The organism is Akkermansia sp. KLE1798 (assembly GCF_001580195.1).
In the GTDB taxonomy this organism is placed as follows: domain Bacteria; phylum Verrucomicrobiota; class Verrucomicrobiia; order Verrucomicrobiales; family Akkermansiaceae; genus Akkermansia; species Akkermansia biwaensis.
Genome location: NZ_KQ971081.1, coordinates 406,347 through 427,007, shown reverse-complemented (window position 1 = coordinate 427,007; position 20,661 = coordinate 406,347). Strand labels below are relative to the sequence as shown.

General features: G+C 55.5%; 14 protein-coding genes. 6 read left to right on the top strand and 8 right to left on the bottom strand.

The window, feature by feature from the left end:
- Positions 1-168: 168 nt before the first annotated feature.
- The 3 genes from HMPREF3039_RS06610 to dnaG are packed head-to-tail and all read right to left on the bottom strand — an operon-like array spanning position 169 to position 4,870.
- Positions 169-903, bottom strand: a complete 735-nt coding sequence (locus tag HMPREF3039_RS06610) for a M15 family metallopeptidase (protein WP_067952006.1) — start codon at positions 901-903, stop codon at positions 169-171.
- A 38-nt stretch (positions 904-941) separates the two neighbouring features.
- A complete protein-coding gene (gene rpoD, locus HMPREF3039_RS14545; protein ID WP_067571682.1) occupies positions 942-3,002 on the bottom strand; it encodes an RNA polymerase sigma factor RpoD in 2,061 nt (686 codons plus the stop codon).
- A gap of 59 nt (positions 3,003-3,061) precedes the next feature.
- Entirely contained in the window at positions 3,062-4,870 is a 1,809-nt protein-coding gene (dnaG, locus tag HMPREF3039_RS06600) for a DNA primase (protein ID WP_067571680.1), read from the bottom strand.
- A 238-nt stretch (positions 4,871-5,108) separates the two neighbouring features.
- Here dnaG and HMPREF3039_RS06595 point away from each other — a divergent pair, with 238 nt between their 5' ends.
- Together HMPREF3039_RS06595 and rimO are read left to right on the top strand one after the other, a co-directional pair.
- Positions 5,109-6,545 carry an NfeD family protein gene (locus tag HMPREF3039_RS06595; RefSeq protein WP_067571678.1) on the top strand — a complete coding sequence of 479 codons (1,437 nt, stop codon included), beginning with the start codon at positions 5,109-5,111 and terminating at the stop codon, positions 6,543-6,545.
- Positions 6,546-6,572: 27 nt separating this feature from the next.
- Positions 6,573-7,931: a 30S ribosomal protein S12 methylthiotransferase RimO gene (gene rimO / locus HMPREF3039_RS06590; protein WP_067571676.1), complete on the top strand. Its 1,359-nt coding sequence runs from the start codon at positions 6,573-6,575 to the stop codon at positions 7,929-7,931.
- A 134-nt stretch (positions 7,932-8,065) separates the two neighbouring features.
- Here rimO and HMPREF3039_RS06585 read toward each other — a convergent pair whose 3' ends face one another.
- Positions 8,066-8,683: a hypothetical protein gene (locus HMPREF3039_RS06585; RefSeq protein WP_067571675.1), complete on the bottom strand. Its 618-nt coding sequence runs from the start codon at positions 8,681-8,683 to the stop codon at positions 8,066-8,068.
- A 212-nt stretch (positions 8,684-8,895) separates the two neighbouring features.
- Between HMPREF3039_RS06585 and HMPREF3039_RS06580 the strand changes: the two genes are divergently transcribed.
- Entirely contained in the window at positions 8,896-10,755 is a 1,860-nt protein-coding gene (locus HMPREF3039_RS06580) for a 4-alpha-glucanotransferase (protein WP_067571673.1), read from the top strand.
- Between the two features lie 620 nt (positions 10,756-11,375).
- Here HMPREF3039_RS06580 and HMPREF3039_RS14350 read toward each other — a convergent pair.
- Entirely contained in the window at positions 11,376-11,549 is a 174-nt protein-coding gene (locus HMPREF3039_RS14350) for a hypothetical protein (protein ID WP_156469845.1), read from the bottom strand.
- Between the two features lie 71 nt (positions 11,550-11,620).
- On the opposite strand from HMPREF3039_RS14350, the gene HMPREF3039_RS06565 reads away from it, so the two are divergent.
- Positions 11,621-12,496, top strand: a complete 876-nt coding sequence (locus HMPREF3039_RS06565; RefSeq protein WP_067571667.1) for a 50S ribosomal protein L11 methyltransferase — start codon at positions 11,621-11,623, stop codon at positions 12,494-12,496.
- A 91-nt stretch (positions 12,497-12,587) separates the two neighbouring features.
- Positions 12,588-12,833: a hypothetical protein gene (locus tag HMPREF3039_RS06560; protein WP_067571665.1), complete on the top strand. Its 246-nt coding sequence runs from the start codon at positions 12,588-12,590 to the stop codon at positions 12,831-12,833.
- A 28-nt stretch (positions 12,834-12,861) separates the two neighbouring features.
- Here HMPREF3039_RS06560 and HMPREF3039_RS06555 read toward each other — a convergent pair whose 3' ends face one another.
- Entirely contained in the window at positions 12,862-13,464 is a 603-nt protein-coding gene (locus tag HMPREF3039_RS06555; protein WP_067571663.1) for a riboflavin synthase, read from the bottom strand.
- Between the two features lie 23 nt (positions 13,465-13,487).
- Positions 13,488-15,101, bottom strand: a complete 1,614-nt coding sequence (locus HMPREF3039_RS06550; protein ID WP_067981868.1) for a putative Na+/H+ antiporter — start codon at positions 15,099-15,101, stop codon at positions 13,488-13,490.
- A gap of 226 nt (positions 15,102-15,327) precedes the next feature.
- On the opposite strand from HMPREF3039_RS06550, the gene HMPREF3039_RS06545 reads away from it, so the two are divergent.
- Positions 15,328-16,749 carry a polysaccharide deacetylase family protein gene (locus HMPREF3039_RS06545; RefSeq protein ID WP_067571661.1) on the top strand — a complete coding sequence of 474 codons (1,422 nt, stop codon included), beginning with the start codon at positions 15,328-15,330 and terminating at the stop codon, positions 16,747-16,749.
- A 945-nt stretch (positions 16,750-17,694) separates the two neighbouring features.
- Here HMPREF3039_RS06545 and HMPREF3039_RS06540 read toward each other — a convergent pair.
- Positions 17,695-20,610, bottom strand: coding sequence for a cation-translocating P-type ATPase (locus tag HMPREF3039_RS06540; protein ID WP_067571659.1), 2,916 nt, complete (start codon positions 20,608-20,610; stop codon positions 17,695-17,697).
- Between the last annotated feature and the right edge of the window lie 51 nt (positions 20,611-20,661).

The window sequence follows — 20,661 nt, the reverse complement described above, 5'->3', positions numbered from 1 at the left end:
AATGGACTTAATGGACTTAATGGACTTAATGGACGGAATGGACAAGGTGGACTTAATGGTCCCTATAATCCCTATAATCCCTATGAACACCGGCAAGGAAAAAACTCTACAGAGGAAAAAACAGCTTAAAAAAGGAGCAAATTCTAAAAACAGGAAAATGTTCCTCCCCTACCCTCTGGAAACCATTCCGTCCCATACCGGGAAATAGTAATGCAGGGAGGGGGCGGGTTCATTGGCCAGACGGTAGTGCCACCATTCCGGGGAATAGTTCAGGAAGCCGCGCTTTTCAAAGGCGGTTTTCAGGATCATCCGGTTTTTGCGCTGCTGCGGAGTTACCAGCGGACTGTCCGTGGCCGAACTGGGGTCCAGCAGATCATGATGCCCTCCCATGTCCACGGGTTTGCCCGTGCGGGCATGCAGCAGGGTGACATCCACGGCCACGCCGCGGGAATGTTCCGAGAAGTCGCGCACGTAGTGGTCGCCGAATACTCTGGACTTGTCAATGTTCGGATAATAGCGTGCCTTCATCTTCTGGTCCCCGGTATCCCTGCCCCATTTGCAGATGTCCAGCACGGCGGTATGGGGGCGGTAGGCGTCGTAGATTTCCAGCAGATACCCCTGTTTGTACAAGTCTTCCGATACCTTTTTCAACGCCTGGGCCGTCTGGGTGCGCAGAATGGCCCGCTTGCCGTGGTAGCCGTCCAGCGGACGCCCCACAAAGTTGTCATATCCGGCGTATTTAAGATTGGTCCGCACGAGGGGGGCCACCCGGTCCACATAAACAAAGCCCGGCTGCATCACGGGCTGCAAAGGCTGGTTGAATTCAGGCTTGAATTCCTTGCTCCCTGAGCAGGAAGCCAATAAAATAAAAATGCCGCATACCGCGGCCAGGCGGGTCTTCATGACCCGTGAGCCTAGCACGGCATGCGGCGCAAATCCGGTCAGGATTCCGTCATTTCCAGGAAGCCCTTGATCTTGCTGATGCGCGTGGGGTGGCGCAGCTTCCGCAAGGCCTTGGCTTCAATCTGGCGGATGCGTTCGCGGGTGACGCTGAACTGGCGTCCTACTTCCTCCAGGGTGCGGGGACTGCCGTCCCGGAGACCGAAGCGCTGTTCAATGACTTCGCGTTCGCGGTCCGTGAGGGTGTCCAGCACGTCCTTGATTTTTTCTTTCAGGAAGGAGAAGGAGGCTTCTTCCATGGGATTTTCCGCCGCCTTGTCTTCAATGAAGTCGCCGAAGGAGGTATCGTCGGAGTCGCCCACCGGAGCCTGGAGGGAAATGGGCTGCTGGGCCATTTTCAGCACGGAGCGCACGCGCTCCACGGGAAGGTGGATTTCTTCCGCGATTTCCTCCGGCGTAGGTTCGCGTCCGTATTCCTGCACCAGCTGCTTTTGAACGCGCATCAATTTGTTGATGGTTTCAATCATGTGCACGGGAATGCGGATGGTGCGGGCCTGGTCCGCAATGGAACGGGTGATGGCCTGGCGAATCCACCAGGTGGCGTACGTGGAGAATTTATAGCCGCGGCGGTATTCGAATTTTTCCACCGCCTTCATGAGGCCCATGTTGCCCTCCTGAATCAGGTCCAGGAAGGAAAGGCCGCGGTTGGTGTATTTTTTGGCAATGGAGATGACCAGCCGCAAGTTGGCTTCCACCATTTCATCCTTGGCCTTGCGGGCCTCGCGGAGCCATTTCCTGAGCTCCTGGTAGGCTTCGCCCATTTCATCCGCCGTCATCCACATGCGCAGTTCCAGTTCCGCAAGATGCTCCTTGAGTTCCTTGTTGCCGGGGTCTTTTTCAATCTTTTTCTGCAGGCGCAGCACGCGGTCGCGGGCTTCGTCAATCACGGAGCAGAAGTCTTCAATCACCTTGTGCTTGAAGTACAAGCGGCCGAACAGCTTCACCAGAACGCCGGTGATTTTGTCGAATTCAGCTTGGCGGGCCTTGACGGCCTTGGCCGCTTCCTTGCTACGGTACAGCTTGCGGAAGGCGCTTGAGGCGTCCTGGTGCGTCTGCTGGATCTGGGCGCAAAGCTGGGCCAGCCCCTTCATGTAGCGTTCCCTCGAGTCGATCTTCTTGTCCAGAATCACGCGATCAAAGCGTTCCTCATTGTCAAGCAGTCGGTAGGCCACGTCCAGATAGGCGTTGGCGATGAAGCCGAAGCGGTGGACGGAGCGCTGGACGTTCTGTTCCGCGTCCTCAATCCTCTTGGAGATAGCCACTTCCTCTTCACGGGTGAGCAGGGAGACCTGCCCCATCTGCTTGAGGTACATGCGGACGGGGTCGTCCAGAATGTCCATCTTGGCTTCCAGCTTTTCCTCTTCATCCTCTTCCTCCGTGTTGATGCGGGTGCGGTCCGTGTAACTGTCCACGTCGGAAGCGTCGATGATATCGAACGCCATGCTGCGCAAGCGGTCCATGATGGCCTCGTAATCCTGCTGATCTACGATGTCGTTCGGAAGGGAATCGTTAATGTCGTCAAAGGTCAGGTAGCCCTGTTCCTTGGCAAGCTTGATCAGTTCGCGGATTTTTTCCTGGATTTCCGGGGCGTCAATCGGGTTCGTAATCTTGCGGCTGGCGGCCTTCTTGCGTTCCTCTTCCAGAATTTCGCTCAATTTTTTGGGAGTTTCATTCTTGGAAGGCTTGGACGCGGGTTTGGCAGGTTTCGCCGGCTTCTTTTCTGCCGCTTTTGCGGGGGCCTTCTTGGCGGGAACGGGAGCGGCCTTTTTGGCCGGGGCCTTCTTTTCCGCGGGTTTGGCGGCGGAAGCAGCAGGCACCGCCTTGGGAGCCTTGGCCGTGGATTTAGCCGCAGGCGCCGCCTTTTTAGCAGCCGCAGGAGCGGATGGCTTGGCAGCAGTTTTTTTGGCGGGAGCCGCCTTCGGGGCGGGTTTGGAAGCTTTGGCGGCAGGTTTGGCCGCTACTTTTTCCCTGGTTTCGGAAGCTTTTTTGCTGGCAGAGGTCTTCTTGGGAGAAGAGGAGGATGGGTCACCGGATTTGGACATATCTTGAAAGGAAGAGGGCACAATTCACCATTATATCAACACCCGCAGGTATCGAGGCGTTACATTGTACCCAAAAGACGTTTCAAGTCAACACTAAGTTTCGATAATTCCACCCTTCTTGAAGCATCCGTGGAGGGGTCCGCAATTTCCGCCATCAGGGAGGCAATGTGCTTTTCCAGGGCCGCCTTTGCGATGCCGGAACAGGCCTCCTGCACGCACCGGCTTACGTCCGCAATGGGGATAGGGTCCAGACTGAGCATGGCCAGGGCGTCCTTCTCCGGCTGAGGCAGGGATTCCAGAAACGCGTGGATGGAGGCCGGATTGTCCGGCTTCGGCATGCGGGCCAGGATTTTTTTCAGGATGCCCCCGCCCGGCAGCAGGCGCATCGGCTCCAGCAATTCTTCAATGCGGTCCACGATCAGCTCCTGCGCCTGCGTATTCTGCAGGGCCAGTTCGCATAAAACGGCCACGGCGCGGTTCATCTTTACGGGCGGCAGTTCTTCCGGCGCATTTCCGGCAGCTTCCCCGGCCCGGTCCGCGGCACGCACTTGTTCGCGCTCCTTGCGGCGTCCGGCCGTCTTCACGGCGCTGCGCAAATTGCCGATGGTCATGCGCATCCGGGTGGCGAGGTCCGTCGTGGCCAGGTCACGGGCCACCGGATCACTCATGCAGGCCAGCAGGGCCGTCATGTCCCGCGCAAAGGAGGCGCTGGCTCCTGCGTCTTCCAGCAGTCCCTGGCTTTTGGCACGCTCCACGCGCACCTCGAAGAAGGGCCTGGCCTGTTCCACCATCGCCGTAAAAGATTCCCGCCCTTCCCTCTTCATGAAGGAATCCGGGTCGTCTCCCGGCGGCAGGTTCACGAGATAAACATCCTTGCCCAGGGGGGCCAGTTCCCGGAAGGCGCGGTCCGCCGCGGACATACCCGCCTTGTCCGCGTCAAAACACAGCACAATTTGGGACGCATAACGGGAAAGCGTCCGGGCATGCTCCGGCGTAAATGCCGTTCCCAGCGGAGCGACGGCAAAGGACAGCCCGGCTTCATGGCAGGCGATGACGTCGATCTGCCCTTCGCACAGCAGGGCCTTTCCGCTCTTGCCCATCGGACCGCGGGCCTTGTCCAGAGCGAACACGACGTCCCCCTTCTTAAAGATGGCCGTTTCAGGGGAGTTGACGTATTTGCCTGCATTCTCCTGGGGCCTCAGAATGCGGCCGGAAAAGGCCACGCACTCTCCGTACACGTTGTTGATTGGGAACATGAGCCTGTCCCGGAAACGGGCGTAGATATCCCCGCGTTCCCCCCGGTTGGCAAGGCCGGAGTCAATCAGCACCTGGTCCGCAATTCCTTCCTTCCTCGCCCATGCCAGGAACTCGCGGGAGGAATCCGGAGCCCAGCCCACCTGCCAGCGTTTGGCCATCTCCGCGCCGTAGCCGCGGGAATTCAGGTAGGCCCTGGCTTCCGCCGCTTTTGGAGAGCGCAGGAGAAGCTTGTGAAAAAAATCCGCCGCCTTTTTGTGCGCTACCAGCAGGGCCGTGCGCGCCTTGCGGCGTTTTTCCTCCGCGGCGTCGTACACCTCCTCCACAAGCGTGATACCCGCCTTTTCCGCCAGACGCCGAACCGTATCCGCAAAACCCAGGTTTTCCATCTTCATCACGAAGGTGATCGCGGACCCTCCTTCCCCGCAGCCGAAGCATTTGAAGTTCTGCCTGGTCTGGTCCACAATGAAGGACGGCGTTTTCTCATTATGGAACGGGCAACATGCCTTCCAGCGGGACCCGGCGCGCTTCAGGGACAGATAGGAGCCCACCACATCCACAATGTCAGTGGCTTCCAGAACGCGCCTGATGCTGTCTTCATCAATCCTTCCCATACGACCCGCCCAGACTATCACAAGAACCGGCTTGATACAAGGAGACAGAAGAGAAGCTCCTTCCATCAGGCGCTTGAATCATCCCGAACCTCAGCTTGCGCTCCTTTAAAACCGGACCCGCATCCGGTTTCCGGACCCTGCCTGTTTTCCGGAAGCCGCCATTTCCCACGCAGCCACCATGGCAGGGAGGATGCATTTCCCCATTGAGAAAAAAGACCCGCCGTGATAGCATTTCACCATGAAGCACATCCACCTCCTGTTGCTGGCTTTTCTCGCCTTGTTTGCGGGCGCTCCGTTCCGGGCGGCCGCGAAAGAATCTTTCCGCGACAAGGTTGTCCTCATCCCCGTGGGGGAGGACGCCCTGACCAGCAAGCAGAGCTTCGGCTTCATGAACCGCATTCTGGAACGGGCGCAGAAGGAACAGGCCCGCGCCGTGGTGTTTGAGATGAACACGCCCGGCGGCCTGGCCTGGGAAACCAGCGAAATGATGATGAAGAGCATCCAGCCGCTGACCATCCCCACCTATGCCTATGTGAACCCCAAGGCAATGTCCGCGGGGGCCCTCATTTCCGCGGCGTGCGACAAGATTTATATGGCTCCCGTTTCCTCCATCGGGGCGGCGGGCATCATCACCTCCTCCGGGGAGGAGATGGACCCCGTGACGCGCAAGAAGGCGGAGAGCGCCTTCTGGGCCTTCACGCGCTCCGTAGTGACGGAGAAGGGATACCGCCCGGAAGTGATCAAGGCCATGATGATTTCGTCCGAAGAGGCGCAGGAGTTCGGCCCCGTCAAGCTGGAAAAGGGAGCCCTGCTGACCCTGACGGGCAAGGAGGCCGCCACCCGGCTGGATGACGGAAAGCCCCTGCTGGCCCAGGGAACGGCCACCTCCGTGGCGGACCTGCTGGCGCAGGAGAAAGTGGACGCCCCCGTGGTCACGGCAGTGCCTACCGCCTTTGAAAAGATCGGCCTGTGGATTGCGTGGGCCTCCCCCCTCCTGATTCTGCTGGGCATCGGCGGCATTTACATGGAGTTCAAGACACCGGGATTCGGCATCGGGGGCATCGTGGCCATTGCCGCGTTCGCCCTGTTCTTTTTCGGCAACAACATCGCCGGGAACCTGGCCGGATATGAAACGGCCGCCCTGCTCGTGCTGGGGGTCATTCTGCTGTGCGTGGAGTTTTTCGTCATTCCCGGCACGTTCATCGCCGCCATTGCGGGCGGCATCTGCATCTTCCTGGCGCTGTTCGGCGGCATGATCAGTTCCTGGGAATGGGATAACGTCATCCGCGGAGGCCAGTGGGAAGACTTCAACACCGTCGCCCTGGTCCTGGGCGTTCCCCTGCTGAAGCTGGTGCTGGGCTTGACGGGCGGCGCCATTGTCATCACCATCCTGATGAAGTACCTGCCTGATTCCGTGCTGATGCGCCGCGTGACCAACGCCACCGTAAGCGGCGGCCCCGCCGGGGAGGCCGTGAGCATCACGCGCGTCCAGGTCGGTGACCGGGGGAACGCCGTCACGGAACTGAAGCCCAACGGCAAGGCCATGATCAATGGCGAAATATGCGAGGTTTTCTCTCGACAAGGCATACTGATTAAGGGTACCCCTGTGCGCGTCGTGGACATACGTCCGTTCGACCTCGTCGTCGTCAGGGACGAATCCCCCGCCGGGGAATAATCCGCATCACTCTTTTCCACTACTGCCATGTCTCTCACCGTTGGACTCATTTCCCTGGGTTGTCCCAAGAATTTGATCGATTCCGAAATCATGATCGGCCACCTGCAGAAGGCGGGCATGACGATGACGCCGGACGCGGAACTGGCGGACGTGATGGTGGTCAATACCTGCGCGTTCATCGACCAGGCCAAGCAGGAAGCCATAGACGCCATTCTGGATGTGGTGCGCGCCAGGGAAAGCGGAACCTATCCGGAAAACCAGAAGCTGATTGTGGCGGGATGCCTGTCCCAGCGTTTCCACAAGGAACTTCCCGCCCTGCTGCCGGAGGTGGACGCCTTTATCGGCCCGGACCAGATCACCCGCCTGCCGGAGATCATCACGGAAGTGATGAACCGGACCGTGCGGAACAAGAATTTCGTGGAAGGCAAATGCAAGTACGTTCCGGACAGGGAAACGCCGCGCTACCGCCTGACACCTCCCCACACCGCCTACATCAAGATAGCGGAGGGCTGCAACCACGGATGCGCCTACTGCATTATCCCGATGATCCGCGGACGCCACCGCAGCCGTTCCCAGGAGGACGTGGTGCGTGAGGCGGAAGCCCTGGTCAGAGCCGGCGTGAAGGAAATCAACCTTATTGCCCAGGATATCACGTACTACGGCATGGACAAGTGGACGGACGCGCGCCCGAACCGCCGCAGCGCGGTGGATTCCTCCCGCGGGGAATCCCTGGCCTCCCTGATCCGCGCCCTGAATGCGATTGAAGGGGAATTCTGGATCCGCCTGCTTTACACCCACCCCGCCCACTGGAGCGACGAATTGACAGCCGCCATCGCAGAAAGCCCGAAGGTGGCGCGGTACGTGGACATTCCCCTTCAGCATATTTCCGACAACATGCTCAGCGCCATGCAGCGCGTGACGGACGGGGACTACATCCGCAACCTTCTCCGGAACATTCGGAAGGCCGTTCCGGGCATCGCCATCCGCACCACTTTCATCACCGGCTTCCCCGGAGAGACGGAAGACGACCACCAGGAACTGATGGAGTTTATCGAGGAATTCCGCTTTGAACGCGCCGGCATTTTCACCTTTTCACGGGAAGAGGGAACCAGGGCCTACAACATGCCCGACCAGGTCCACCACCGCACGAAGGCGCGCCGCTACAATGAGGCGACCATGCTTCTCACGCGTATTGCCTCGGAGATCGGCCAAAAGCAGATCGGCCGGCAAATCCGGGTTTTGGTAGATGCTCCCGGCACGGCCAGAACGGAGTGGGACGCCCCGGACATTGACGGAACCGTTTCCGTCCCCCTCACACTGCCCGTGGGCGAATTTGCAACGGTCACGGTGACGGATGCCGTGGCCTATGAGCTGACGGCGGAATAACCGCCTAAGGCGGCTGGATTCAAATACTGAAGATTAAATACTAAAGACCGAAAGCCGCTTTTTCCAAATACTGCGGCTTTCCGCAATCTTCAGCAGTCAGTCTCTGAATGCTCCATCTCTGCCCCAAAGGAGCGTCACTGCTTCACGCTGGATTCGGGCAGCGGCATGTTTTCCACAGGTGCGGGCGACGGGCGGGGAATGACGGAGGGAGCCGGAGAACCGGAATTTCCCGGCTGGACAGGGACCAGGGAAGTATTCAAATCCAGTTCCCGGGAAGCGGCTGCGGCTTCCGGACTGACGGCGCCCATATTGGCGGGCAGCGGCAGCAGACCGCCTTCCTGGCCGAACATATCGGTACCGGAAACGGGGAAGAATCCCATGGCTTCCTGCGGATTGACGATTTCCGAAAGACTTACATATCCCTGCCGCCCGTCCTCAAATTCCACCTTGGCGAACAGTTCACCGCAGACAAGCACTTTCGCGGAACCGGACCCGCTCATGACTTTCCCGCTGGTGGAGAAGCTGTTCTCGGGATTCTGCTCAAATACCACCAGTTTTTCCTTCTTGAAGGTGACGGAATCCCCCGGCTTGTAAACAGCCTGTTCCGCATTGGCCTTCGCCGCCATTTTCTTGGATGTGATGCCTACCGGGTCAAGGGCGGAACTCTGGCGTTCCCACGGATTCACGTGCTTGTTCGTACTGCAGGATGCCAGCACCAGCAACAGAGCGGAAGGAAGCAATGCAAGTTTCATTGTCCCGCATCATAGTCACAGTCCCCGTCCTAGGAAAGCAGAAATTTCATGCTCCACCCTCCTTCATAAGCCGCTCATGACACTGCCACACATCAGGGCGTATGCATGCGCATTAGACTTGCCGCTTTCCCCTTTGGAATGCTACCTTCTTTTCCAGCCTGTCTCCGAACCATGTTCCACGGCGGATGAAGGCTCGCACCAGAAAATCTGCTATGGAAGAAAAGAGACTAGCCGGCGTCGTTCTGCCTTTATTTTCCCTGCGCCGCAATAATGACCACGGCATCGGGGATCTGACGGCCCTGCGCCAGTGGATAGACTGGGCGGCGGACGCCCATGTGGGATTTCTTCAGTTGCTGCCCGTCAACGCCCTGGGCCGGGACGAATGTCCCTCCCCCTATTCCGCCATCAGTTCCATTGCGCTGGAACCCCTGTACCTTTCCCTGGAACCCTGGACCATACCCGGCCTGGAGGAACGCGTCTTTAACGAGACGGGAGACACGCCGCCCTGGGAACAGCCTTCCGGCCCGGACCTGGTGGACTATCCCAAGGTACGCTCCTGGAAGATGTGGATTCTGCGCGGCGCGTGGCACAATTTCCGGACCAAGCCGGAATATGCGGGCATCATGCCCAAGTTCCGGGAATGGGTGAAGGAACAGGGAAGCTGGCTGGAAGACTTCGTGTGCTTCCAGGTGCTCTGCGACCTGTTCGGCACGGCGATCTGGTGGCACTGGCCGGAACAGGACCCGGCGCGCGCCAAGGCCATTGCCGCCGACTATGAGGAAGAGAAGGATTTCTCCCGCTGGCTTCAATGGCTCTGCGAGAAGCAGTGGGAATTCATCCGGGTTTATGCGGACGAACGCAACGTGAAGCTGATGGGGGATATTCCCATCGGCGTTTCCCTGTCCAGTTCCGACGTTTTCTTTGAGCGCCATCTGTTCAATACGGACTGGTGCGGCGGCGCTCCGGCGGAAGGCAATTATGCCGCGGACCCGTTTACGGCCAAATGGGGCCAGAACTGGGGCATTCCCCTGTACAAGTGGGACGTGATGGCCCAGGACAATTTCGCCTGGTGGCGCCGCAGGGTGAAGTACTGCACCAAGATTTTCAGCATGTACAGGATCGACCACATCCTGGGCTTCTACCGTATTTACTCCTTCCCGTGGAAACCCACGGAGAACGACGTTTTCCTGCCCCTGACACGGGAGCAGGCCGCCGAAAGAACCGGAGGCCGTCTGCCCGCCTTCAAGCCGCGCGGCGACGACCAGGCGTGGGAACGCAACATGAATCTGGCGGACGGGGACTTGTACCTGCGCCTTGTGCTGTCCGCCGCCCCCGGCGTCAGCGTGGTGGGGGAAGACCTGGGCTGCGTGCCGGACTACGTGCGCCCGAACATGCGCCAGCTCGATATTCCCGGCTTCAAGATTCCCCACTGGGAGATCAAGCCGGACGGCTCCATCATCCTGGGCAAGGAATATCACGAATGCTCTTTCGCCGCATTCGGCACGCATGATTTTGAAACGCTCATGCAGACGTGGAACGACAGTTATGCCAAGATCGAACGCGCCCGCAAGCTGAATCTGTGGATGGGGGGCGTTCCTAAAACTCCCGCCAATCCGGAACAGGAACACATCATCAAGGAAGCGGAAGACGGCGCACGCCTGCTGAAATGGTTTGCCGACTACTGCGGCATGCAGCCGGAAACCTGGATGTCCTACTGGAACCTGGAGATCAAGACGGCCATGTACCGCGCCCTGTTCCGCTCCAAATCCCGTTATTCCGCCATTCTCTGGCCCTCCCTGTTCGATATCAACAAGCGCCTGAACATTCCCGGCACCACCGGAGGCACCAACTGGAGGGAACGCATGCCCTTCAAGGCCGTGGAAGCCTGTGCCATGCCGCAGACCGCGTGGCTGCGCTCCATCATCGACGACTCCGACCGCACGCCGCTCCAGGGGGAAGACGCCATCAACGCCCTCAAGGCATCCAGCAAGCGCATTTTCCCGAAGGTAACCGTGAACAACGAACGCTTCCTGAAACGGATGCTGATGTGGCCCAACGGCAAATCGCTTTAACGGGACGCCGGGAAAAACCCCGGAAAATATGCTTCACCCGGTACGCAAAAAGGATGCGGGCTCGTCCTCTTCCGAGCCGGAACGCTTGGAAAGCCTGCCCAGGCAGGTTAGGAGGGGCTGTGCCAGGTTCCGGAAGGCAGGAAGGACAGGACGCCGCCCGTCCCTGTATTAATCAGGTTTCCGGCGCACCCAAATCCCGGATTTCCCGCTATTCCAGGCAAGGGAGGCTGAGGACGCGGAACCGAACATCAATCTGCGGGCGCCTATCAATAATATTTTTATCATTATTTTGGATTCAGTTAAAATAAACAAAAGTACATCAATACTGTACGAGATATCTTTAACGGATTTGGAATCCGAAATGCATTTCTCAAGGGGAGAAACAGGCAGGTGTATCGGTGAATCAGAGTTTCAGGCTTCCATGGTCCGGCATACACCTTCCGTCCTTGCAGAAGCGCCATAAATTCATGAGATCAAATAAATCAGCCCCTTGCAAAGTCCCGGACAGCAAAAAACGAAGGAGCATTTTCCCTTCCCTGTGCTTCGGAAATGTTTCCACTGCCAAAGCCGGAATGCCGCCATTTCCGGGCATTCGGCATGGAAGGAAAACAGGGGAAAAATTATCCAAATGCTTTTTCTTCAGAATCGTAGCTTGACTCCGGATTCCAAATCCGCCAGTGAAGCTCCACGATAGAAATCATGGTTTGAACAACAGTTTCTTCTGTAGAAAATCCAGGAGAAATACCGGACTCTTCATCATACTTTCCTGTCCGAATGCGGAGAGCCCTCATCAAAATAATTCCAAGCAGCTTCCCTTTCCGCATCCATTCTTGCCTCCAAAGAAAAAAGTCTTCATACTCACCCCATGAGCTGGAGCTGGAACAAATTGTCCGCCGCCAAATGGGAAGACGCCTGGAGCGAACGCATTGCCGGAAATCCAAATGCCGTCATTACGCAAATCAAGGGAGGCAAGACCATCAGAATTGTCGTTTACTGCGATACGGAACAAGATGCCCTTATATTGAAAGAACATTTCGGAGGGTCCGTCCGGGAAGTCAAGACACAGGACTGGGTAGCCGCGCAAAACAAAGTGCCGCGCCCTCCCCTGAAAATCAGGGATTCCCTCCTCATCACGGAACAAACGGATGCCGAAAAGCTGAAAGCGCTGCAACAGCAGTTTCCCAAACGCCGCATCCTGAGCGTCCCGGCGGAAATGGCCTTCGGCACCGGAGACCATGCCACCACATCCGCCTGCCTGCGCTTCATCTGCGATTTTGCCAAGTCCCGCAAGGGAGCGGACTGGAGCATGACGGACATCGGTTGCGGCACCGCCGTACTGGCCATGGCCGCGCTGGAACTGGGGGCGGTCCGCGCCGCCGCCTTCGACTTCGACCCGATGGCCATTGAAGTGGCCCGGCACAACATGGAACGCAACGGCATTACCGATGCCCGGCTGGATTTGTTTGTGGGGGACGTGTTTGAATGGACTCCCACGGTCGGGCAGAAGGGCGACCTGGTTGTCGCCAACCTGTTTTCCACCATTCTGCAGAAGGCTTTTCCGCGCATCATCACGGCCATGAAGCAAAATGCCGTGCTGGTCATTTCCGGTATTCTGGCCTCCCAGTGGGAGGAAACGAAGGCGTCCGCGGAACGCCGCGGACTCACGTTTGACAAAGTAATCAAACGAGGGAAATGGGTGACGGCCAAAGGAGGACTGAGGGCATCAACGGCCCGCGTATAATCCCGCGGACACGGCCATAAAAGAAAACGACGGGAGAAAAAACAGCGACGACTGGAAAAACCTGCTCACGGGAGCCTGGGTATTAAGCCTTTTGGGCTATCCGCTGGCGGGCCTGATCATGGGACTGTATCTGGCCGGCTTCATGAGCCGAATCGCGGAATATTCCTACATGGCCATCAATTTCCTGCTGTATTTCCATGCCCTGTACCATTTCCGGAGTTACTGGAACGGGAAGACGAATAAGACCATAGGCGTCTTTTACCTGCTGCTGCTCATCGTCAATACGCTGATCGCCGCCAGTATTATTCTGCCCATGATCACCTGCTGGCTTGTATAAACAGGGAACAGTTCACCATTTGGGGACATCAAATGCCTGCGCTTTCACGGGCCGTGAACAGCTTTTCCACGTATTTGGCCAGCATGTCCACTTCCAGGTTTACGGGCTGTCCTACAGCGGCGTCCTGAAGATTGGTGCGGCCGAAGGTATGAGGGGTAATCCAGAATTCCAGCAGGGTTCCGTTGAGATTGGAAATGGTCAGGGAAATGCCGTCAATGGTGATGGAGCCCTTGTCGATACAGTAGCGGGCCAGTTCATCGGGGATGCGCACTTCCAGCCTGTGATCCTGCCCCACGGGTTCCAGCGCCGTGATCGTTCCGGTGTTGTCCACGTGCCCCATCACAAAGTGGCCGCCGAAACGGTCCATGGCGGACATGGCGCGTTCCAGATTCACCAGGCTGCCGGGTTTCAGATTCCCTAAGCTGGTCACCCGGATGGTCTGGGAAAGCAGGTCGAAGGAGACACGGTTCCCATCCAGGGCATCCACCGTCAGGCAGCATCCGTTCACGGCCACGGAATCCCCCAGGGAGAGTTCGCTGCCGAAAGGGATGTCCAGCGTCAGCCTGGCTCCGCCGTCAATGGGGGTGAACCCCACCACGGTTCCAGTTGTTTCAACAAGTCCGGTAAACATAAGAGTCAATCAGGATTCGGCGTTCAATGGCCGAAACAGGTGAAGAAGATGAACACGATCGCCGTGGGAAGGGCCGCCCACGTGAACAGCCACAGGGGATTGATCCCCTTGAAGTATTTGCCCAGAATGGCCTGCCCCGCCGGGTTGGGGGCGTTGGCGATCACAGTCAGGCCGCCGCCCGTGACAGCGCCGGCCACCACGGAGTATTTGACGGCCTCCGGCAGGTTGGGAACGGTGGAAGCCAGGAAAGTGACGGCGGCATTGTCGTTGAACGCCGTCAGCAAGGTGGCGCCGATCATGGCGTAGTCCCCCAGGCGCGTCAGCACTGGTTCCAGCCACCAGGCCTGCACGCCGCCCAGAATCACCAGCCCGGCCAGGAAGAAGCCCACCATCATCGGAACGCGCAGGGACATCTGGTTCTGGTACTGCGGCGTGGCAACCGTAAAGCCGATGAAGAAGAGGAAACTGCCGATGAACATCACCGGTTCATGGGAGAAGAGCACCGTCCAGGTCAGGAAGCAGACGTGCGCCAGCGTCACCCACACGGGAATCCGGTCGTTGCGGTCTTCCCAGGACTGGGGGATGGCATCGTCAAACTCGCTGAATTCGCGCTGCTGGGTGGCCAGACGGGCGAATTCCTTGCGGAACATCAGGAAATAGATCAGGTTGGATATGATGATGGCGCACACGGCTTTCCAGCCGAAATGCTGGATCATGTGCGCCAAACCCCAGTCCCATTTTTCCGCAACCATCACGACGGGAGGAGCGGCAAAGTGGGTCAGGGTTCCGCCGATGGAGATGTTCACGAACAGCAGGCCCAGCGTGGCGTACATCAGGGAACGCTTCGGCTTGAGGTCATAGAACTTCTTGCTCAGGATCAGCGCGCCGATCGTCATGGCGGCCGGTTCCGTAATCAGGGAACCCAGCAGCGGAGCCAGGCACATGACGGAAATCCACCAGGCGCCTGGAGTGGCCTTCCCCAGTCTGGCGCCGCAGTTGACTACGGATTCCGCCAGCTTGAAGATGGGGCGGGAGGAAGCGATGATCATGATGATCATCACGAACATGGGCTCCGTGAACGAGCAGTCGTAATTCAAGTAGGCTGAAAAGTCTTCAAAGGAATAGTATTTCCAGCACACGAACATGAAGGGGATGATCCAGATGCCGAACACGGCTTCCACTTCCCCCAGGAAATGAAAGATGGCGGAGGCAAAGGAGACCGGCAGCCGTTCTTCCGGATGCATCACGCGGAAGTTGGATTCCTTCAGCTTTTCCTTGTAGCGCAGGGCCAGCTTGTGGGAGTAGCGTTCAAAGCGCCCCGCCAGGAACGTATGTATGATGGCGCCCAGGAATACCAGCGTCACGGCCAAGTTGAAGCCGCCGGACTGTTCGTTGCGTTCGCTGAGCACCTGGGACAGGCTGGCGTCCGGGGGCAGCTGCTTGTACTGGCTGAGCGGAATCGGGAAATGGCTGTATTGGGATTCTCCTCCAATTTCCGTGGCGGGATAGGCGGGCTCCGCCGCACGCACGGCAGCCTCTCCCGCTCCGGCGGCCATGAAAAAGACGGCTGCCGCCACTGCGGCAAGCCGACCAAAACGGAGTGTCAGAGCTTTGGTAAAATGACAAATGCTGCTCATGTCTGCGCACAGACTAAACATGTCCACTTTTTTGAGCGAGCGGAAAATGAGTCTGCACGCTTTTTAAGGAGAGCATGCCCGGAAAACGGAAAAATCCGCAGAGAGAGAACGGGCAGTGAAACGAAAAGGAACGGCTGTCATGCCTGCCGGAGTTTAAGATTGAACAGGACTCTCAAAAATAGTAGTTGCAGATATGCGCTCCGCCCTTGGTTTTCTTTCCGTTCTCATGATCTCAGCCGGTGTCGCCTGTGCGGAGCTTCCGCCCGAACTGCCTCCCATGACACCCCTGCCGCTCGCACCCGGTCCGGTGACGGGCGGCACCATTAAGGGTGACTCCGCAGCAGGAATCGTGCCCGTCCGGGAACTGATTGAAGCCAACCGGAGGGATGAAGATATTCCCATGGCCGAGCCCATCCCCGGAGAAACGGCGGCTCCGTCCGCGCCGGACGAATCCATCCCGAATGCGGAACCCATTCCTGGCGAGACGCACCTCCAGCTCCCATCCCAGGGCGCCCCTTCCATTCCGCCCTCCGCCTTTTCTCCCGTTCCCGTCCCTCAGCATGAAACACGGGTGGCCATCCTGGGCTACCATGATTTCAGCCGCACGCTGCCCGCCACGGAGATGCGCATGAATACGGACACGTTCCGGGCCCAGATGCAGGCGCTGAAAACCGCAGGCGTGCCCATCATCACCATGAAGGATTTCCTGGACTGGAAACTGGGCGACAAGCAACTGCCCGCCAAGTGCGTCCTGATCACCATTGACGACGGATGGAAGAGCGTTTACACGGACGCCTACCCCATTCTCCGGGAAATGAAAATCCCCTTCACCGTTTTCCCCTACACCAAGTTCATCACAGGCCGCGGGTCCGCCATGAGCCGGGAGCAGATTCAGGAAATGCTGAACAACGGAGCCACTCTGGGCAGTCATTCCGTCAGCCACCTGTACCCCAGGTCCTGGCGCGCAGCCCAGAGAAAGGGCACGCAGGCCGTCCTGGACCTGGCCGCCAAGGAAATAGGGGAATCCAGGAAAATTCTCCAGGAGAGATTCCCCGGTTCCGACGTGGAAGCCTATTGCTACCCGGGCGGTTTCGTCCTGCCGGAAATGATCACCAAGGCGGAGGAAGCCGGCTTCCGGGCGGCGTTTACCGTCATTCCCAGAAAAGTGACCAAGGACACGGACCGCTGGAGAATTCACCGTTACATGGTATTCGGCAAGGATCCCAAGACGTTCACCAGAGCCGTGAATTTCAATACTCCCAGCGCGCCGGAGACGCCCTCCCCCGCTCCCGCGGGCCATGAACAGGGGCTGGGGTCCTATCCGGCGCCCGCCCAGCCCGTCTTCCCGGCAGCCAACACCGTGGTCCGCAGCCAGAATCCGGACATTTCCATTTCCCTTGCACGGGAACCGCAGCTCAATCCCAAGGACATGGAGATGCGCGTCTCCGGCTTCGGCCTGGTAAATGCCAAGTATGACGCCAGGGAAAAAGTCCTGAAATGGGCGCCCTCCCGTCCCCTGCGCGTCAGCCCGGTCACCGTCCAGGTACGGTGGAAGGTTCCCGGCGGCAACATCTGGCAAACCGCCACCTGGCAATTCGGGATTGCGGAGCAGGAAATGCACTTCACTCCCCGGAACGTCATAAAATAACTCTCCGCCAATATCATTCCGGTAAATTCCAAGACCAAGGCTTATAATTTATAATATATATTCGCGCACTTTTGAAAATCTCAGTTTAAATTTAATTGAGATGATAAGACGCTTACTATTGAAAAAATGAATTCATTGGAATTAATTTTTTAATAATTTCTAAAGACATACATTTGTAAAATCAGCTCCGTGATTAAGTATATCAATGTTCATGTATTCCTTCCAACCTTTGTTCGACAAAAAAGTCAGAACTAATCTATCATGAATCAGATTGACAATAACCTTTTTACAACACAAACCGGGGATATCGCCCATTGTAGGATTATTTAACTCGAAAATATAAATACATTTTAAAAGTATTTCAATATTTTCTATTTTATTGACATATTTCTTCAATCAGACAATTCCCTTGTCGAGCTCCGGCCGAAATTCCGAAAACAATAAACATACTATCCCTTCTTCAAATAATACTCTTAAGCAGAAAGAATAAATATTGCCTTTGTTATTAAATATGGCGTTAACCGCATTTTCAGAAGATATGCTTATTAAATTCTGACATCAGTAAAGAAGGTTGATTTTTTATAAGATATTTACCCTCCTCGCGTTTTCTTTTACAGGAACCAATTTTTTTAGAAGTAAAACACACTTTCTTATCTCATCAAGACTGACTCTTGAATTGATGAGATATTCTACCAACTTTCTGAAAATGAATCTCAATGAAACCAAGTGGTGCCTTGTCCTTCTCGCTAGGGACAGGTTAGCCAAACTCGCTGATTAACTGCGGAGGCGAGGATGTTCGCCAGAAGTATTTCCTTTCGTGTTTGTAATACGTGCCACGCCTCGGTTCACCCTTTCAAACGGGCACTCGTCCACCCTTTCAGATATATAGAATGCTTAATAGAAATTTGCGTATGGCAGGGGATTAAACGCCCCCGCCATACAAAACTATTTTGCAGATTCGGTTATTGTGTGCCAAAGTTCACGAATCCATAAGACAAGAGAGGATGCACCAATGATTATCAATAAATCCAGAGTGCCGGAAGGGTTGAACTCCCAATCAAGTGTATGGAGCATCGGCTCAACGTTAAAGAACTCGTAGGCGATCTCGGTAATGAATAACTGCCCGATTACAATTATTCCGACAATTGTCCAGAATCCACTACTCATTTTTATGCGGAATATGCTTTCGCTGGTCTCAAACACACGGGCGTTGAACATATACCAAAAATGTGTCCAAACAAATATTGAGAACAATAGAGTGGCCTCATACGCGGTCATTGTGCCGGTTGAGCCTATGACTGCATGGAATATTTGTGGAATTGATGTCACTTCGGCGTGGTTGAAGAACCAATAGAAACCAAGTGTCAGGGCAAAGAAGAAAATGCCTACGCCAAACAGTTCACTCAGCATGGGGCGAGTAAGTATTGAAGCCTCCCGGCGACGAGGACGATCGTTCATGACCTCCGAAGAAGGGGGAAGCGAAGCGAGTGCCATTGCACCGAATGTGTCCATGATGAGGTTAACCCATAGCATCTGCGTCACCGTGAGAGGAGATTCCGAACCCATAAACGAGCCGAACAGCACGAGGAAGCAAGCCGCTACATTCACGGTGAGCTGAAACAGCAAAAAACGTTGGATGTTCTTGTAAAGAGAACGGCCCCACATCACTGCCCGGCCAATGGAAGAGAATGAATTGTCAATGATTGTGATGTCAGAAGATTCTTTTGCCACGGATGTGCCATCTCCCATCGAAAGACCTACATGAGCCGCTTTGAGTGCTGGCGCATCATTGGTTCCATCTCCAGTCACGGCCACCACTTCATTGTTAGCCTGAAGAGCCTCAACAAGTCTCTTTTTGTCCATAGGACGAGCTCGCGCTATGATTTTGAGGTCGCCTACACGCTCACGAAGCTGACCGTCGGATAGTTCGGCAAACTCAGCGCCCGTTATGATGTTTTGGTCTCCGTCAATCGCGTCATTCCAAAGTCCGATCTGACGACCAATTTCCTTTGCTGTGCCAGGAGTGTCACCAGTGACAATCTTGACTTTGATGCCAGCGGCGATAACCTCGTTTACAGCAGGAGGCACGTCAATGCGAACAGGGTCTGAGATGGCAACGATTCCAAGGAACGTCAATTTCTCTGCCACAATCTTGCCATCTGCGATTGTGGCATCACCGTCATTGAGTTCCTGATAAGCAAACCCAAGAACACGCATTGCTTCATTTTGATATTCAAAAAGTTGATCATCTATTTCCGATTTTGTCACGCCGCATGTGTTTTCACACATTGAGAATATAATCTCCGGAGCACCTTTGACATATAGGATATTCTTGCCGGAGGCCGACCTGACAACGATAGCCATATATTTACGCTCCGTAGTGAATGGCAGTTCTTCAATTCGGAACGCATTTGTCCGTAAAAGTTGATAGTCAGCATTGCGTGCTTTCAACCATAGCAGAAGAGCTCCTTCGGTGGGATTACCAAGCACTTGTACTTTGTCGCCTGACAAATCAAGTTGAGCTGTAGAGTTGACAGCAATGCCTTCATATAGTATTTCGTCGGACGGCTTGCCAAAAAAGTTAGTCTTGTAGACCTGCATTTGGTTTTGTGTGAGAGTACCTGTTTTATCAGTACAGATAACGGTTGTTGCTCCCATTGTTTCACAAGCATGCATCTTGCGCACGAGGTTGTTGGTTTTGAGCATCCGACTCATGCTGTAGGCAAGCGAGAGGGTAACTGCCATAGGCAGGCCTTCAGGTACAGCAACAACTATAAGAGTGACAGCAACCATCATCGTCTTCAGCGTATGACCCAGAAGCGCCAGCCACGCGGCTTCATCTACTCCGGGATTAAGGAGATAAAAAACTCCGATTACCATCGCAAAAAATATGATGACAAACACGATGATACTAGTGATTACTTTAGCTGTGCCTTGATTATTCTTTTGTGCTTCTATTTCCGCCTGTGATTTTTCCTTCTCATCTCCTACCCATTCCGGGAACCTTTTGATGACCATCCAAAAGAATACAACAACCGGGATGATGAGAGAATATGCCGGCCATGAAGCCCATCCAAAAAAATGGATCAATTGTCCAACAATAATTAAACCGGCAAAGATATAGCTAACATTGGTGATCCAATTGGCAAGACCGTCAAGCTGCTCATTAAGCGGAGTCTTAACAGAATCGTCGATTTGAGCTTCCTCATAGACTTTGCCCATCTCGGTGACATCGCCTACTTTCAATACACGCATTACGCCGTGTCCTTCCATAATTTTAGTACCACGCATCACCTGGTTAGAAGGATAGGTAGCGTCTTCATCGCAATGTGCCGGATCTGTTGTTTTAACGCACAAAGGCTCACCTGTCAGCGTTGACTCGTCAACGCTGAGAATTACAGCATCAATCAATTCACCATCGGCCGGGATTTCATCGCCAGTGTTTAGTATAACGATGTCGCCCACAACTACATCTTTGCGAGGAATAGTAGTCGTAGAACCATTTCGTATCACTTCCACCAGCTCATCATCATTAACCTGATTGAGAATCCTGAAAGCTTTGTTTGCACGTTGTTCAAAAATGAATGCCAAGGTGGTAGCAAGTCCGATAGCAGCAAAGATGCCTATAGGCTCAAAAAACACTTTCCAGTCCTGTTCCAATCCGAAATATTCGTAGAATGAAATGCCGATTGAGAAAACTCCGGCAACCAAAAGGATAATGATGAGCGGGTCAGAAAATTTCTCAAAAAACTCCTTCCACCAAGGATCTTTCAGAGGAGGCGTCAAGACATTAACGCCATTCTTTTTTCGACTCTCCGAAACCTGCACATCGGTTAAACCTGCATACTTTTGCTGTGACATATGATTGTTGGATATTTATAATTAATTCTAAGGTATAGTTAATGGTCTTGA

Bases quoted from the DNA above. Each gene is read 5' to 3' on its own strand.
- HMPREF3039_RS06595 (WP_067571678.1), top strand. From the start codon at position 5,109: ATGAAGCACATCCACCTCCTGTTGCTGGCTTTTCTCGCCTTGTTTGCG.
- HMPREF3039_RS06610 (WP_067952006.1), bottom strand. From the start codon at position 903: ATGAAGACCCGCCTGGCCGCGGTATGCGGCATTTTTATTTTATTGGCT.
- HMPREF3039_RS06585 (WP_067571675.1), bottom strand. From the start codon at position 8,683: ATGAAACTTGCATTGCTTCCTTCCGCTCTGTTGCTGGTGCTGGCATCC.
- HMPREF3039_RS06540 (WP_067571659.1), bottom strand. From the start codon at position 20,610: ATGTCACAGCAAAAGTATGCAGGTTTAACCGATGTGCAGGTTTCGGAG.
- HMPREF3039_RS06555 (WP_067571663.1), bottom strand. From the start codon at position 13,464: ATGTTTACCGGACTTGTTGAAACAACTGGAACCGTGGTGGGGTTCACC.
- rpoD (WP_067571682.1), bottom strand. From the start codon at position 3,002: ATGTCCAAATCCGGTGACCCATCCTCCTCTTCTCCCAAGAAGACCTCT.
- rimO (WP_067571676.1), top strand. From the start codon at position 6,573: ATGTCTCTCACCGTTGGACTCATTTCCCTGGGTTGTCCCAAGAATTTG.
- HMPREF3039_RS06550 (WP_067981868.1), bottom strand. From the start codon at position 15,101: ATGAGCAGCATTTGTCATTTTACCAAAGCTCTGACACTCCGTTTTGGT.
- HMPREF3039_RS06580 (WP_067571673.1), top strand. From the start codon at position 8,896: ATGGAAGAAAAGAGACTAGCCGGCGTCGTTCTGCCTTTATTTTCCCTG.
- HMPREF3039_RS06565 (WP_067571667.1), top strand. From the start codon at position 11,621: ATGAGCTGGAGCTGGAACAAATTGTCCGCCGCCAAATGGGAAGACGCC.
- HMPREF3039_RS06545 (WP_067571661.1), top strand. From the start codon at position 15,328: ATGATCTCAGCCGGTGTCGCCTGTGCGGAGCTTCCGCCCGAACTGCCT.
- dnaG (WP_067571680.1), bottom strand. From the start codon at position 4,870: ATGGGAAGGATTGATGAAGACAGCATCAGGCGCGTTCTGGAAGCCACT.